Origin of the sequence: Yersinia enterocolitica (genome assembly GCA_002082245.2) — a bacterium.
Classification (GTDB): Bacteria; Pseudomonadota; Gammaproteobacteria; order Enterobacterales; family Enterobacteriaceae; genus Yersinia; species Yersinia enterocolitica_E.
The window spans coordinates 936,080-951,628 of record NBTC02000002.1; the positions used below are offsets into that span (position 1 = coordinate 936,080).

Genomic DNA, 15,549 nt, shown 5'->3' on the forward strand with positions numbered 1-15,549 from the left:
GGATGATCAGGAGACAGTTGATGTTATCGAATAGCAAACCACTCATCACAGTGGTGGGAGCATTGAGTAAACAAGGGCGTAGTGTGGTGCGCACGCTACTAGAGAGTCAGCGCTACCGAGTACGCGCGTTAACGCGGCGGGTAGATTCCCCTGAAGCGCAAGAGCTGGCGCTTCAGGGTGCAGAACTCATGGCAGTGCCGCTAGAGTTGGGCCATAAAGAGACGTTTGTTCAAGCATTTAAAGGGGCATATGGCGCGTTTCTGATGACGCCCGCTATCACGCCGCAGGCAAGCCACGCGGAAACACACGAAACAGCGTTAGGTAAACAAATAGCAGATGCCGCCGTCGAAGCGGGGGTAAAACATATTGTATTCTCTAGTCTGGAAAACGTAGAAAAGATTACCGAAGGGAAAAAGTGGGTGCCACACTTTACCGATAAGAGCCGGGTTGAGAGCTACATTCGTACACTGCCCGTCACCAGTTCATTTATCTACATGGCGTTTTTTTACACTAATCTACTTGAGTTCTATCAGCCACGAATGGAAGGAGATACTTTAGTCTTTCCTCTCTATCTACCTGAAGATTTTTGCGCACCTTTTGTCGACCCATTGACAGCGACCGGCCCAGCGGTGTTAGCGATTTTTGATGATAAGGACCTGTACGCGGGCCAATCTTTGCCTGTTATCGGGGAGATCATTTCACCCAAAGAGATGGTTGAAACGTTTAGCCGTGTCACGGGGAAAAAAGCCCGCTACAGCTCGGCGTTTACACGTGAGGAGCTATGTCAACACTTCCCCACATTTTCCAGCATTGGGGGATTAGTGGATGAGGTAATCGGTATGGCTGAGTATACGGTAGAGTACGGTTACTTCCGTAAAGAGCGAGATCTGCTTTGGAGCCGACAAGTAAATCCGGCCAGTTTAACCTGGGAACAATTCCTGCGTACCACTGGATGGCAAGGGCAAGCGCTATCTTTTGCTCGGTGATTTTCGCCGTATTTACCTTAGCGGTTTTCTCACTTTCCTAAATAGGGGCGTCGATGTTACGCCCTCTTCGCGACATTAAACGGCGGTAGTGCCCGTTTTCGTTCAATTGGCCCCCCACCCTCCGATTACTACTTGCAACCCCCGTAGCGCCATTGTTTACTAAGGGACAATTTTATTGGGCGGCAGGGCCAGGCGCGATTAGTCATATAAAATAACTGATTTGTGTGTAACCCTTAATTTGGCCCTTAACAAACGGCAGAATGTAAATATGCAAAAGATGAAGAATGCAGTGCAAAACTACGCTTGGGGCAGTACTGACGCCCTCACTCAGCTTTATGGCATAGCAAATCCACAGGGGAAACCGATGGCTGAACTGTGGATGGGTGCGCATCCGAAGAGCAGCTCACAGGTGGCAGATGCTAACGGCCAGTGGCATTCATTGCGTGATGTGATCGAACAAGATCCCGATGCTAATCTGGGCCATGATGTTTTCAACCGTTTTGGTGAGCTACCATTCCTGTTCAAAGTACTTTGTGCGGCACAACCGTTATCGATTCAGGTTCATCCCAGTAAAACCGCCGCCGAAATTGGTTTTGCCAAAGAGAATCAGGCGGGTATCCCACTGGATGCTGGCGAAAGAAATTATAAAGATGCCAACCATAAGCCGGAGCTGGTCTATGCGCTAACACCCTTTCAGGCTATGAATGGTTTCCGTACACTGGAAGATATTCAGGCATTACTCCACCCCTTGGCGGCAGCGCATCCCGATATCGCCACATTCCTGCGCGAACCGGATACTGAACACTTAGCGGCTCTGTTTGCCAGTTTGCTGAGTTTGGCTGGTGACCCAAAAACGCTCGCGCTGGGAATTTTGAAAGCAGCCTTAAATAACCAGTTAGGTGAACCTTGGGATACCATCCGCAGTATCTCGCGTTTTTACCCTGATGACAGCGGCTTGTTCTCCCCCTTATTGCTAAATGTCGTGACCCTGCAACCGGGTGAAGCCATGTTCCTGTATGCTGAAACACCGCACGCCTACCTCAACGGCGTGGCACTAGAGGTGATGGCAAACTCCGATAACGTATTACGCGCGGGCCTGACACCCAAGTTTATCGATATTCCCGAACTGATGGCCAATCTGCAATTTATCCCCAAACCGGCTGATACTCTGCTGACCACGCCAAAACAGCAAGGCAATGAACTGGCCTTCCCTATCCCTGTTGAGGATTTTGCTTTTTCACTGCATACAGTAACGGCCGAGACTCAAGTGTTGGCACAACCTAGTGCGGCAATTGTGTTTTGTATTCAGGGTCAGGCGGTATTGAAAAAACAGCAGCAGGAAATAACACTACAACCAGGCGAATCCTGTTTTATCCCGGCGAATGAATCACCGGTTACAGTGCAAGGAATTGGCTCTATTGCGCGTGTTTACAACGCAGACTGAACGAAGTCACTCATTTTGTTGTCAATAACTGGCTTTTTGCTGTCGTGATAGATAGATTCCATAGTCGCAATGACGGGGTTTTGCTATTACGCAGAACTCGCACTTGCCGTTTCAGGATAGTTATCGTCGCAATAATATTTGTGTCCGGTTAATCTATGCCTATATTAATTTGGTGAATACTGTTTTTCAGGCATTCTCTTGGGTGGTTTTTCACCAGCAACTCATTACCGCGTTCAACATAGTGAATTTGGTGTATTAGAAAAGGATGAACAGAACAATGAAAAAATCGTTAGTGGCTGTCAGCGTCATTGTCGTACTTGGCGCAGCATGGACTGGAGCCTCATGGTATACCGGCAAACTGATTGAACAACGGATGGGCGAGCTGGTTAACACCGCAAACGGGCAGATCAGAACATTGCTGCCTAAAGCCGGTGTCAAACTCGCCTATACAGATTACCAACGTGGTTTGTTCCGTAGCCAGGTTCGCTATGTGCTGCAAGCAGATAGCAGTGTCGTGGGTGAAAAAGCGTTAAAAGACGGTGATGAAATCGCTTTTATCGAAACTATCGATCACGGCCCATTCCCGTTCGCGCAGTTGAAGAAATTCAATTTGATCCCGAGCATGGCATCGGTACATACCGAACTTGCCAATACCCCTGCATTGAAAAAGCTATTTGATGTTACCAAGGGCCAATCACCGTTTACTGCGGATTCACGCATTTCATACAGCGGTGATACCTCTTCCGCCATTACCTTTATTCCTATCGACTATCAGCAAAATACCACCAGCATGAAATTCTCTGGTGCTACTATTGATGCCGATGTTTCGCGCGATATGCGTAATGTGAAGATGAGTGGTAGCAGCGAGAATATCGTCTTCACCAGCAAAAATCAGTGGGACCAACTGGAACAATTCAGCGTGCAGGGCCTGACGCTGAAAAGTGACAGCAAAATGGGTAAATTTGATCTCAGCATTGGTGATCAGCAAGTCGCTATCAAGCAAATTGGTTTCAGTCTTGATGGCAAAGAGATGGCAACACTGGTTGGCTTTAACCTTAATACCCAATTGGGTGAAACGGATAAAGACCTGAACGGCAAACTGAGCTACACCCTCGATGCATTAAAAATTCAGGGTAATGATTTCGGTTCCGGTAAATTAGCCTTTGCCTTTGACAAGCTTGATGGCCAAAACCTGAAGCAGTTTACCAGCGCGTATAATCAACAAGTGCTGAAAGCCGTTCAGGCTGGTGAAAATCTCGATCCTGTTGCCTATCAAGAGCAAATGACTGAGATGTTAATTGCCAATCTTCCAGGGCTGTTAAAAGGCAATCCAACCGTGAGCATTGCGCCACTGAGCTGGAAAAACGCTAAAGGGGAAAGTACCTTTACCCTGAATATCGACTTGGTTGATCCGGCGCAGACTAAAGCAAGTGCAGAACCCCTGTTAGCACAGTCAGTGAAGAAAGTTGACGCAACCCTGACTATCCCGATGCCAATGGCAACTGAGTTGACGACCCAGGCCGCACGCCTGCAAGGCTACAGCCCGGAAGAAGCTCAGAAGCTGGCACAACAACAGGTTCAAGGCATTGCCGCTATGGGCCAGATGTTTAAACTGACCACCACCAAAGATGATGTTATCAGCAGCAGCTTCCATTTTGCTGATAATCAGGTCAATTTGAATGGCCAGAAAATGTCACTGCAAGAGTTTGTTGGCCTGTTTGGTATGTTTGGCGGGGCACCTGCTGAAGAAGACACCGGCAGCGCACCAGAAGAGATGCCAGCAACCCCAGCAGAACCTGCGGTTCCGGCACAATAGTTGTTGCAATAAGTCGCAGTAATAACACATAGAACGGAGCCTGATGGCTCCGTTTTTTTATCTCTGGATCCAAACAGTACGCAGGAGGTTGCAATGACAGATAAACTTATGACCGGCCCCAACCCCGACTGCAAGCACCCTATGCTAGGCTTTCCGCAGGTTTGCTTTATCAAAAATACAACGAACAACCCGAATATTATTATCGGGGATTATACCTATTACGACGATCCACAAGATTCGGAAAACTTTGAGCGCAACGTGCTCTATCACTACCCGTTTATTGGTGACAAACTGATTATTGGCAAATTCTGCGCGCTGGCACGCGGGGTTCAATTCATCATGAATGGCGCCAATCATAAAATTTCAGGTATTTCGACTTATCCTTTCAATATTTTTGGCAATGGTTGGGAGCGCGTCACGCCATCAATGGATGAACTGCCCTATAAAGGCGATACCTGCGTTGGAAATGATGTTTGGATTGGTTATGACGTACTTATCATGCCAGGTGTGACCATCGGCAATGGTGCCATCATTTCATCACGAGCGGTAGTGACGCGTGATGTACCGGCTTATAGCATTGTGGGGGGCAACCCGGCAACCGTGATTAAGAGCCGCTTCCCACCAGTAACGATAGCTAAACTCGAGGCTATTGCTTGGTGGGACTGGCCGATAGAAGATATCAGCCGCAACCTGCATCTGATTACCGCGGGCGATGTCGATGCTTTGGCGTTAATGAATAACCCCCAAGATCAGGCATGATCAAGCAGACCCTCGGCGGATCAACACCGGCGGTAATATGACATTTTGCAGTTGCAGGTCAACACCGGCAATACGCTGGAGTAACCGCTGCCCGGCACTGTAACCAATTTCTCTGGCGGAACTGGTGATAAAGGTGAGTGGTGGTTCGGTTAATTCGGCTGCCGGCACGTCACCAAAACCAATCAGTGCCACTTGTTGATCCAGATAGGTGTCTACACCAGCACTACCAATAGTCCGGCCGGTGCGTAAGATACCAAAGTAAGCCCCCAATGCCACTGATGCCTGATGACAAATGATGGCACTGACATTGGGGTGATAACGTAGCAGCTCTTCTGCCGCATCTGCCGCCGCCTGCTGTTGCCCGTCACATTCAACCACCCATTCAGAACGAAATGGCAGGCCATATTGAACCAAGGTGGCGCAGAAGCCTCCCAAGCGCTCTGCCCGCGTCAATGAATGCGAGTGCCCGCCAAGGTAGGCAATTTGCCGGTGACCACGGCCAATCAAAAACTCAGTGGCCATTTTAGCCGCCTGCATATTATCAGGGCGCACGACATCCACACCTTCCAACACATTCGACCGTGCCGCGCAAATCAATGGGATATCATGCTCTGCCGCCTTCTCCTGCAATCCCATCTCACGTTTAGCTCCCCCGCCGAGGACCAAGCCGTCAACACCCTGAGCGATAAGGGTATCGAAGCAGCGCAATAGACCTTTGCCCTCGCGACCACTTTGCGTCAGAAACAGCAATTTGCCTTCGGCTTCAATTGCTTCACTCAAACCCGCCGTCATTGCGGCATAAAACGGATCGCCGATATCGCGCACAATCAAGCCAATCACGCCGGACTCACCACCGCGTAATTGTGCCGCCTGGCGGTTACGCACATAACCTAACTGTTCGATTGCCTGATTGACCCGGTCAGCGGTTGCCCCAGAGATACGCCCTTTGCCACTTATAGCTAATGAAACTGTCGCCACTGAGACGCCGGCAAACTTAGCCACATCGGTAATTGTGATTTTTTTAATGGTCATACCCGCGGATAAACAAGCCAAGTTAAACGTTTAATCTAATGATTTACTCTAATACAGAAGTAGGATCAGTAATTGTGACATATCACTCATATTATCTGGGTTAAACGTTTTATCTTGTTTAACCTCCAGACAGGGAGGCGAAATAGTCGCCATTTATCGATAAACACACCGTATTAAGAAGCGCGGTGGTTAGAGCAGACATTTTTAACATCAGGCGTTTTGAAAAACAGGAGTCACTATGTCAGCGGTAAAAAAACAAAAAATTACGCTGTGGGAGTTTTTCCAGAGTTTAGGGAAAACCTTCATGCTGCCGGTCGCCTTGCTCTCCTTCTGTGGGATCATGCTGGGTATCGGCAGTTCACTCAGCAGTAAAGATGTCATCACCCTATTACCGGTAATTGGTCATCCTGCCTTCCAGCTACTATTTACCTGGATGAGCAAGGTGGGTTCATTTGCCTTTAGTTTCCTGCCCGTAATGTTTGCCATTGCTATCCCGCTGGGTATGGCGCGCGAAAATAAGGGTGTAGCCGCCTTCTCTGGTTTCGTCGGCTTTGCCGTGCTGAATCTGGCGACCAACTTTTACCTCACCACCAGCGGTGTGTTGCCAACCACCGATCCATTAGTCCTGAAAACCCATAATATTCAAAATATTTTAGGTATTCAGTCGATCGACACCGGGATTCTGGGGGCGGTGATTGTCGGGGTCATTGTTTATTTACTGCATGAACGCTTCAACACCATTCGCTTACCTGATGCATTAGCCTTCTTTGGCGGTACTCGCTTTGTGCCGATAGTGACGACGGTAGTGCTCGGGCTGGTGGGGTTGTTGATCCCGCTGATCTGGCCATTTTTCGCCGCCGGCATCACCGGTCTGGGTCGCCTGATTAACGGTGCCGGCATGTTCGGGCCGATGATTTTCGGCAGTGGCGAACGTCTATTGCTGCCGTTTGGCCTGCACCATATTTTGGTGGCATTGATCCGCTTTACTGAAGCGGGCGGAACCATGGATGTTTGTGGTCACAGCGTGAGTGGTGCACTGACAATATTCCAGGCTCAGTTATCTTGTCCAACCACCACCGGCTTCTCAGAAAGTGCGACTCGCTTCCTATCTCAAGGCAAAATGCCCGCCTTCCTCGGTGGCCTGCCGGGTGCTGCGCTAGCCATGTATCACTGTGCCAAGCCTGAAAATCGACATAAAATTAAAGGGTTGTTGATTTCCGGTGTTGTGGCTTGTGTGATTGGCGGTACCACCGAACCGATTGAATTCCTGTTCCTGTTTGTAGCACCGTTCCTGTATTTGATCCATGCGATCCTGACCGGTTTGGGCTTTACTGTGATGGCGTTGCTGGGTGTCACCATTGGTAATACCGACGGTAATATCATTGATTTCGTGGTATTTGGTATTCTGCATGGCACTGCGACTAAATGGTATTGGGTGCCAGTGGTTGCCGGGATCTGGTTCGTGGCGTACTACATGATTTTCCGTTTTGCTATTCAGCACTTCAATATCAAAACACCAGGCCGCGAAAGCGAAACCACCGCTAGCAGCAATGCAGAAAAAGCCACTTATGGCGCTGCAACCGGTAAATCCGGTTATAACTCCCCTGCTATTCTTCATGCGCTGGGTGGTGCAGATAACATTGTCTCGCTGGATAACTGTATTACCCGTTTGCGGATGTCAGTTAAAGATATGAGTTTGGTGGATAAAGAGGCGTTAAAAGCCAACCGCGCCATTGGCGTTATTCAACTGAATGACCATAATCTGCAAGTTGTTATTGGTCCACAAGTGCAATCGGTGAAAGATGAATTAGACTCACTGATAAGCAGTACTCAGTTTGCGACGCCTTAGGACGGTAATTCGCTAAGCGCCGTTACCTAAATACCAGTTACATGAAAAATTATACCCAAGGTTATTGGCGTTGCAGGTAGGCCACAGCAAATGAAAAATCGGTCGGGAATCGATTTGAGCGTGATTTGCAGCGGCCTCGCCTGAGGTCCAGGGATGGGCCGAGTAACAGGTGCCGAAACTCCCCGCAACTTCAAGGACCAAGGGTATATTTGATAAGCGAGATGCTGATGTTTGATTTCTCCACGCCTGTCGATCGTCACGGCACTTGGTGTACCCAATGGGATTATATTGCCGACCGTTTTGGTGCTGCTGACCTGTTGCCTTTTACCATTTCTGATATGGACTTCCCTACCGCACCGGTGATTCTGCAAGCGCTGAATCAGCGGATAGCCCACGGTGTGTTGGGCTATAGCCGCTGGCAGCATGAAGATTTCCTTGGTGCAATTCGTCATTGGTATCTGCAACGGTTTCATTGCCATATCGATACCTCAATGGCGGTCTACGGCCCGTCAGTTATCTATATGGTCGCTCAGCTAATCCGCTGTTGGTCTGCGCCCGGTGATTTCGTCGTTACCCACACCCCTGCCTATGACGCCTTCTATAAAGTCATTCTCGGTAATCAGCGCCAGCTACTTAGCTGCCCGCTGCACAAAGTAGATAACCAGTGGCAATGTGATATGGCACATCTGGAGGCACTGTTGGCGCGGCCACAGACGAAAGTGCTGCTGTTGTGTAGTCCGCATAATCCAACAGGGAAAGTCTGGACACCACAGGAGCTGGCGCAAATGGCCGAACTGTGTGAACGCCATCAGGTCCGCGTTATCAGCGATGAGATCCATATGGATATGACCTGGGGCAATCAGGTGCATACCCCTTGGAGTGAGGTAGGTCAGACTCCGTGGGCGCTGCTGACCTCGGGTTCCAAAACATTCAATATCCCCGCCTTAACCGGTGCATACGGTTTTATCAGTGACAGTGAAACCCGTGATATCTACACTCAAATGTTGAAAGGCCGTGATGGACTATCCTCTCCGGCGGTACTGGCCATTGTGGCGCACATTGCGGCTTACCAGCAGGCGCAACCATGGTTGGATGAGCTACGCAGTTATTTGCAAGCCAATCTGGTTTATGTGGCACAGCGCCTTAATGTGGCGTTCCCGGCATTAAACTGGCAGCCACCGCAAGCAACCTATCTGGCATGGATAGACCTACGCCCCTTGAACATTGATGACCATCAGTTGCAAGAGGTGCTGATTGAGAAAGAGAAAGTCGCCATTATGCCCGGTTTTACCTATGGCGAAGAGGGGCGTGGCTTTTTACGTCTGAATGTAGGCTGTTCCCGCAGCAAGGTCGAAGCCGGTATGGATAAGCTGATTAACGCTATTCGTTTTTTGCAGGGCAATAACGGCAGTTAAGTAAAACAGCATCGTGTATTACGCCACTTGATGCCTTGAGTGGCGTTTCTCCCCCTCCCCATCTCATCTTTCCCGCTGCCGATAACGTCAATAATCGATATACTACTATCACGCGGCTAGGTTTATCTGTGCTGGACAACCAAATGAAAAAGAAAGAATTTATTGCTCAGGACTTGCTGAGTAAAATGTATCAGTCTGGCGAGAAATTACCTGAGAAATTGCCGCCGGAACGCCAGTTAGCAGAGGAATATGGCGTGTCACGTTTTACCATACGCAAAGCGTTAGAGAAGCTGGCAGCCATTGGTGCCGTGCATATGGTGCAAGGTGCTGGGATCTTCATTAATCCCGGCGTGGGTAATAACCCACTGGTATACAATTCAATTACCGAAAAGAAATTTAACCAAATCAGTTTTCGTTTAATTAATCTGCATAAACGCCGCCCTGATAATGAAGAACAACAGATCTTTAACCTTAGCGCGGATGATTTTATCTGGGCATTCTCACGTTTGCGTTACATTGATAATCGTAAGGTTCAAATCGAAAATTCGCGCATGCCAGTCTCCGCTTTCCCTGATTTGAACCAAAAAGTCATTGAAAGCTCGATACAGCAATATATTCTCAGCAAAGGCTATCGCCTGTCCCATGCATTAACCCATTATCAGGCGATTAATATCAATAAAGAACAAGCTGAACTGCTTGGATGCAAAAAAGGTATTGCCGCCATGCATATCCTGAACCGAGGCATTTTGCAGGATGGCCGCGTATACACATTCAGTGATATCGTGGATATCGACTATTCCTGCACCTATATTATTCCGTTTAATCAGGATAACCTGAAGTTCCGCCAGAGCTGAATCAGCTCAGACCCACTATGGTGTATGAATTGTTCCGTTAGGCAAACGGCTTTGTGTCCATTCATGAGGCCGATAAACAACCGGGAATTCATCGGCTAAACGAGTATCAAAATCAACACCTATCCCCGCCTGTTCAATTGGATACAAATAGCCTTCTGTCGGCTGAACGGCGCCCGGAAATACACTCAGGGTATTCGCCGGATAGGCCACGAACTCCTGAATTGCTGCATTGTGCAAATAGATATTTAAATGGGTGTTAACCGCAGCACCAATCGGTGTCATATCTGGCGGGCAATGCCATGCCAGGCGAACCCCAAAACTCTGACAGAAGCTGCCAAGTTTTAATGCCGGGGTAATTCCGCCAATCTGTGATACATGACAACGCAGGAAGTCGATCCGGCGATTGATTATCAAGTCTTTCCACTCTGCCGGATTGTTAAATAATTCACCCGTAGCAAGTGGTACCGCGGTTTGATTACGGATCTGTTCCAGCCATTCGTTCTGATTCGGCGGCAAAATATCTTCAATATAATAAGGGCGATAAGCTTCTAACTGCTTGGCGAATTGAACCGCTTGTTGTGGGAATAAGCGCTCATGCACATCATGTAAAATATGGAATTGATTGCCGTATTTTTCGCGTAGCGCTTTAAACATCGCCAACGTGTTATCCATATATTGGTCTTGATCGTAGTATGCGCCGATTGTTGGCTGGCGGGTCGCATGCAGATCCTGAGCATTCCCCCCATAGAACCCCAACTGGCAGCGGATATGCCGATAACCTTGCGCCAGCAAGTTATCCACCTCAACATACAACCCATCCAGTGAGTCACTGGCGGCATGACTATAGGTGGCAATGGCATCTTTAGATTTGCCACCAAACAGTTGGTAGAGCGGCATATCCGCCAGCTTGCCTTTAATATCCCATAATGCCATATCAATCCCGGCAATCGCGTTATTGATCACCGGCCCATTTCGCCAATAGGCATTGACCATCATCATCTGCCACAAATCTTCAATATTATTAGCGTCACGCCCCAGTAATAGTGGCCGGAGATATTCATCCACCATCACTTTAACGGCAAGGGGGCGCTGCTGAAATGTGGCGCAACCCAGGCCAACAATCCCTTTATTAGTTTCAATCTTAACCACAACTAAATTATGGCGATCGGGCCGGGTTATCTGACATTCAATGCCAGTTATCAACGTGGGTTGCATGCAATGCTCCTTTACAACACTCAGATTGCGACTCTTCAACGTGGCAACCAATGATGCATGAATAAATAAATTCGTATGACGTATTCGCTAATTTCACCTTATTTACACTGACCTTGTAAACCTAAAATTTAAATGTTTTTTTTGGTTCGTGAATTACGCAAATTACCGCAAAAAACCATACCAATTAATAGAAAAAGCATCTAAGAACACCCTAACCATCGAATAATGTGATGTAACCCATGATTTATTGGTTTGTTTTTAACTTTCAGTAAACTTATTATCATTCACAGTGAATAAAAATAATGGCTCAGGTGCGAGGGTTTTATGGGAAGGACTGAGGTATGTCAGTTAATAATTAAACTGGTCGGTGGTCAGGATAATATAAATAAAGTCTGGCATTGTATGACACGGCTGCGTTTTGATTTAATTGATGATAGTAAAGTCGAATGGCAGAAAATCAAACAATTACCCGGTGTATTAGGTGCGCAAAATCAAAGTGATCAAGTACAAATCATTATCGGCCCACAGGTAAATGCCTGGTATCAAGATATTGTTGATAATATGTCACCTGATGAGAATGTTCCCTCAAGCGCGACTACGGCAATAACACCTAAAGCACGGAAAAGTCTGGTTTCACTGTTTATGGATACCGTTTCTGGGGTATTCGGCCCTATCGTTCCGGCGATTGCCGGGGCGGGGATGATTAAAGGCTTACTGGCAGGGTTGATCGCCTTAAAAATCATCTCAGCCAAAAGCGACACCGTGATGATTATCGATTTAATTGCCAGCGGGGTATTCTATTTCCTGCCGTTCTTCCTTGCCGTTTCTGCGGCTAAGATATTTAAAACTAATGAATATCTGGCAGCGGCGGTGGCAGCCTGCCTGATGTATCCCACACTCATTGATGCCGCCAAAGCGCTGGCCACTCATACCCCGGGCGCGGTGAGTGTCATCTATTTTATGGATATCGTGCCGGTATCGGTATTTAACTATTCTGCCAGTGTTATCCCCGTTATTTTCTCAATTCTGGCGCTGAGTTATATTCACCGTTGGGTCGATAAAATTATGCCCGATGTGCTGAAAACAGTATTTACCCCGACACTAACCCTTTTTATCACCGCATTGGTTTCATTGACGTTTATCGGCCCGGCCGGCATTTATTTAGGCAAACTGCTGGCATTCGGTATTCAGGGATTATTTGATATCTCATCGGTATTTGCTGGTTTTATCGTCGGTGCCATTCGCCCGATTGCTATTCTTACCGGAATGCATCACGCCATGACCCCCATTGCATTGCAAAACTTTACCGACAAAGGTTTTGATATGTTAATGCCAATGATGTTTATGGCAAACATGGCCATTGCGGGTTCAACATTTGCTATCTATTTCCATGTCAAAACCCGGCAAGAAAAAACCGTGGTGCTGTCTGCCGCCGTTTCTGGCTTATTGGGCATTACAGAACCCGCACTGTTTGGGGTGCTAACCAAATACAAAAAAGCCTTTATTGCCACGACGATAAGCAGCTCGATTGCCTCTGCATTTATCGCCTTTTTCGGCGTAAGGCTGTACGGCTATATTTTATCAAGTATATTCAGCTTACCGGCCTATATTGGCCCTTACTTTATCTACATCCTATTAGGTGTCACCTTGTCGCTCGGCCTGTCATTTATCCTCACTTATCTGCTGGTAGTGCGAACCGAGAAAAGATTGGTCGCAGTTGAATCGCAATAAATAGTTGAAATTAAAGCCGGCGTCATGGGCGGGCGATATTGTCCGCCCATGCCAATTCGTGATTTATGTCACTTTTTTATGCAACGCAGTGGATATTTTCATTCATTTGTTTTTATAATGTTCTGCACTTTACCTACAAGAATCTACTTCTGATAAAAAGTGAGTGCACAGCATGATTGATCCCCGCCTCCCCCTGACCGACATTCACCGCCACCTTGATGGCAATATCCGTGCGCAAACTATTTTGGACCTGGGTCGCCAATTTAATCTGGCCCTGCCGGCTGATGAACTAGCCGAACTGCGCCCGCATGTGCAAATCACTAAAACTGAGCCAGATCTAGTCAGCTTCCTGCAAAAGCTGGATTGGGGGGTTGCGGTGTTGGCCTCACTTGATGCTTGCCGCCGTGTGGCCTACGAGAATGTCGAAGATGCCGCTAATGCCGGTTTGCATTATGCCGAACTGCGTTTTTCACCCTTCTATATGGCAATGAAACACCAATTGCCGGTCGCCGGTGTGGTCGAGGCCGTCATTGATGGGGTGCAGTCCGGTTGTCGTGATTTTGATATTGATATCCGCCTGATTGGGATCCTCAGCCGCACTTTTGGTGAACAAGCTTGTTTGCAAGAACTTGATGGTTTACTGGCACATCGCGAGGGGATTACTGCGTTGGATCTGGCCGGTGACGAACTGGGCTTCCCTGGCGGTTTGTTCCGCAGTCACTTTAATCGCGCACGCGATGCGGGCCTGCGTATTACCGTCCATGCCGGTGAAGCCGCTGGCCCAGAAAGTATCTGGCAAGCTATCCGTGAGTTAGGTGCTGAACGTATTGGTCACGGTGTGAAAGCCATTGAAGATAGCAAATTGATGGATTATTTGGCTGAACACAACATTGGGATCGAATCCTGCCTGACCTCTAATATTCAGACCAGTACCGTCTCTTCGTTAGCTACTCACCCGCTGGCAACCTTCCTGCGCCATGGCGTAATGGCATCGATCAACACCGATGACCCGGCGGTACAAGGGATTGAAATTGCTAATGAATATCACATTGCCGCACCTGCTGCAGGCCTAACAGCGCAAGAAATCCGCCAGGCACAACAAAATGGCCTGACGATGGCATTTATCACCGAGCAGGAAAAACAGGCACTGCGCGACAAAATCCGTGGCTAAATCGGTCAGGGATTAACTAAAAACGCCGGTATTTCATAGAAGTAGCGGCGTTTTTTATTGCAGATCGCAACCGGCTACTTAGTTTCTGCCCGCGCCGCCGTCGCCAAAGATTCAGTCGCCTCGGCATGCTCTCTGGCGACGCGTTTCGCGTAACGCTGTGCCAGGACGGCACATACCATCAATTGAACCTGATGGAATATCATCAAGGGTAATACCATCACACCGACTACTGAGGCGGGAAACAACACGTTAGCCATCGGGATACCATTGGCGAGGCTCTTCTTCGATCCGCAAAACACAATGGTGATTTCATCGGCAGTATTGAAGCCCAGCCAGCGGGCTGCCATGGTGTTAATGACTAATACCAGTGTCAATAGCACCATCGAACAGACCAGAATTGCCAGCAGTGACCAACCATCAATTTGATGCCAAATCCCCTGCACCACGGCTTCACTGAACGCGACATACACCACTAATAGAATAGATGACCGGTCAGTGATATTAACCAGTTTTTTATGGCGCTCAACCCATTTAGCTATCAGTGGGCGCGATAAATGCCCAACAATGAATGGCACCATCAGTTGCATGATAATAGAACCTATCGCATGCAACGTGTCGGTATCACCCCCTTGGGTATGCATCAACATGCCCACCAGCAGCGGTGACAGGAAAACCCCCAAAATACTGGATGCCGAGGCGCTACAAATTGCCGCCGCCACGTTACCTCCCGCGACGGAGGTATAGGCAATAGCTGACTGAACCGTGGCAGGTAACGCGCACAAATAGAGGAAACCCAGATACAGTGTTGGTGTTAACACGCCAGGTACCAACACATTCATTCCCAACCCTAACAGCGGGAATAAGGCAAAGGTGCTGAGAAACACCACCAGATGCAGTTTCCAATGCCCCATGCCTGAAACTATGGCGGCGCGGGATAACTTGGCACCGTGCATAAAGAATAATAATGCAATGGCCGCGGTCGTCAGGTGTTCGAACCACACCTTAACTTCCCCTTCACAAGGGAAAATAGAAGCAATAATAACGACCAGAATCAGCACTAATAAAAATTTATCTATCCGTAAGCGTTGTAACCATGACATGCCACTGTATTCCTTCAATATAACCTTGGTTCTTGACGTTGCAGAGGGGGTAGCTGTTTGCGTTGTGCAGCCCATCCTTAGGCCTTGCCTCGGTGAGACCGCTGCCAGTAGTGTTCAAATCTGCTGGCAGCCTACCTACAACGCCAGTGACTTTGGCTATCGTTTCTATCAAATAAG

12 protein-coding genes are annotated in these 15,549 nt (G+C 48.2%); 9 read left to right on the forward strand and 3 right to left on the reverse strand.

Going from position 1 to position 15,549, the window contains the following annotated elements:
* Positions 1–20 precede the first annotated feature (20 nt).
* From A6J66_005650 to A6J66_005665, 4 genes are all read left to right on the forward strand, one after another.
* Positions 21–986: an NmrA/HSCARG family protein gene (locus A6J66_005650; GenBank protein PNM23727.1), complete on the forward strand. Its 966-nt coding sequence runs from the start codon at positions 21–23 to the stop codon at positions 984–986.
* A gap of 268 nt (positions 987–1,254) precedes the next feature.
* The gene (locus A6J66_005655; GenBank protein PNM23728.1) at positions 1,255–2,430 is read left to right on the forward strand and encodes a mannose-6-phosphate isomerase; all 1,176 of its coding nucleotides are present in this window, start codon (positions 1,255–1,257) and stop codon (positions 2,428–2,430) included.
* Between the two features lie 277 nt (positions 2,431–2,707).
* Complete coding sequence (locus A6J66_005660) at positions 2,708–4,246, forward strand: DUF945 domain-containing protein (GenBank protein PNM23729.1); 1,539 nt, start codon at positions 2,708–2,710, stop codon at positions 4,244–4,246.
* A gap of 93 nt (positions 4,247–4,339) precedes the next feature.
* Positions 4,340–5,005 carry a streptogramin A O-acetyltransferase Vat(F) gene (locus A6J66_005665; GenBank protein ID PNM23730.1) on the forward strand — a complete coding sequence of 222 codons (666 nt, stop codon included), beginning with the start codon at positions 4,340–4,342 and terminating at the stop codon, positions 5,003–5,005.
* Here the strand turns inward: A6J66_005665 and A6J66_005670 are convergent, their stop codons facing one another.
* Entirely contained in the window at positions 5,006–6,037 is a 1,032-nt protein-coding gene (locus A6J66_005670) for a Mal regulon transcriptional regulator MalI (protein ID PNM23731.1), read from the reverse strand.
* 238 nt (positions 6,038–6,275) lie between these two features.
* Between A6J66_005670 and A6J66_005675 the strand changes: the two genes are divergently transcribed.
* The 3 genes from A6J66_005675 to A6J66_005685 all read left to right on the forward strand — a co-directional run bounded on the left by A6J66_005675 (position 6,276) and on the right by A6J66_005685 (position 10,155).
* Positions 6,276–7,886 carry a PTS sugar transporter subunit IIBC gene (locus A6J66_005675; GenBank protein ID PNM23732.1) on the forward strand — a complete coding sequence of 537 codons (1,611 nt, stop codon included), beginning with the start codon at positions 6,276–6,278 and terminating at the stop codon, positions 7,884–7,886.
* Positions 7,887–8,095: 209 nt separating this feature from the next.
* Positions 8,096–9,301 (forward strand): pyridoxal phosphate-dependent aminotransferase, encoded by a 1,206-nt coding sequence (locus A6J66_005680; protein ID PNM23733.1) that lies wholly within the window; start codon positions 8,096–8,098, stop codon positions 9,299–9,301.
* A 143-nt stretch (positions 9,302–9,444) separates the two neighbouring features.
* Positions 9,445–10,155, forward strand: a complete 711-nt coding sequence (locus A6J66_005685; protein ID PNM23734.1) for a GntR family transcriptional regulator — start codon at positions 9,445–9,447, stop codon at positions 10,153–10,155.
* A 15-nt stretch (positions 10,156–10,170) separates the two neighbouring features.
* Here the strand turns inward: A6J66_005685 and A6J66_005690 are convergent, their stop codons facing one another.
* Positions 10,171–11,370, reverse strand: a complete 1,200-nt coding sequence (locus A6J66_005690; protein ID PNM23735.1) for a starvation-sensing protein RspA — start codon at positions 11,368–11,370, stop codon at positions 10,171–10,173.
* A gap of 324 nt (positions 11,371–11,694) precedes the next feature.
* On the opposite strand from A6J66_005690, the gene A6J66_005695 reads away from it, so the two are divergent.
* A complete protein-coding gene (locus tag A6J66_005695) occupies positions 11,695–13,101 on the forward strand; it encodes a PTS sugar transporter (protein ID PNM23736.1) in 1,407 nt (468 codons plus the stop codon).
* Positions 13,102–13,273: 172 nt separating this feature from the next.
* Positions 13,274–14,272: an adenosine deaminase gene (locus tag A6J66_005700; protein PNM23737.1), complete on the forward strand. Its 999-nt coding sequence runs from the start codon at positions 13,274–13,276 to the stop codon at positions 14,270–14,272.
* A 74-nt stretch (positions 14,273–14,346) separates the two neighbouring features.
* On the opposite strand, the gene A6J66_005705 is transcribed toward A6J66_005700, so the two are convergent.
* Positions 14,347–15,372 carry a bile acid:sodium symporter gene (locus A6J66_005705; protein PNM23738.1) on the reverse strand — a complete coding sequence of 342 codons (1,026 nt, stop codon included), beginning with the start codon at positions 15,370–15,372 and terminating at the stop codon, positions 14,347–14,349.
* Positions 15,373–15,549 lie beyond the last annotated feature (177 nt).

Excerpts from the sequence above, each read along its gene's own strand:
- A6J66_005650 (PNM23727.1), top strand. The coding sequence starts at position 21 with ATGTTATCGAATAGCAAACCACTCATCACAGTGGTGGGAGCATTGAGT.
- A6J66_005655 (PNM23728.1), top strand. The coding sequence starts at position 1,255 with ATGCAAAAGATGAAGAATGCAGTGCAAAACTACGCTTGGGGCAGTACT.
- A6J66_005660 (PNM23729.1), top strand. The coding sequence starts at position 2,708 with ATGAAAAAATCGTTAGTGGCTGTCAGCGTCATTGTCGTACTTGGCGCA.
- A6J66_005665 (PNM23730.1), top strand. The coding sequence starts at position 4,340 with ATGACAGATAAACTTATGACCGGCCCCAACCCCGACTGCAAGCACCCT.
- A6J66_005670 (PNM23731.1), bottom strand. The coding sequence starts at position 6,037 with ATGACCATTAAAAAAATCACAATTACCGATGTGGCTAAGTTTGCCGGC.
- A6J66_005675 (PNM23732.1), top strand. The coding sequence starts at position 6,276 with ATGTCAGCGGTAAAAAAACAAAAAATTACGCTGTGGGAGTTTTTCCAG.
- A6J66_005685 (PNM23734.1), top strand. The coding sequence starts at position 9,445 with ATGAAAAAGAAAGAATTTATTGCTCAGGACTTGCTGAGTAAAATGTAT.
- A6J66_005690 (PNM23735.1), bottom strand. The coding sequence starts at position 11,370 with ATGCAACCCACGTTGATAACTGGCATTGAATGTCAGATAACCCGGCCC.
- A6J66_005695 (PNM23736.1), top strand. The coding sequence starts at position 11,695 with ATGGGAAGGACTGAGGTATGTCAGTTAATAATTAAACTGGTCGGTGGT.
- A6J66_005700 (PNM23737.1), top strand. The coding sequence starts at position 13,274 with ATGATTGATCCCCGCCTCCCCCTGACCGACATTCACCGCCACCTTGAT.
- A6J66_005705 (PNM23738.1), bottom strand. The coding sequence starts at position 15,372 with ATGTCATGGTTACAACGCTTACGGATAGATAAATTTTTATTAGTGCTG.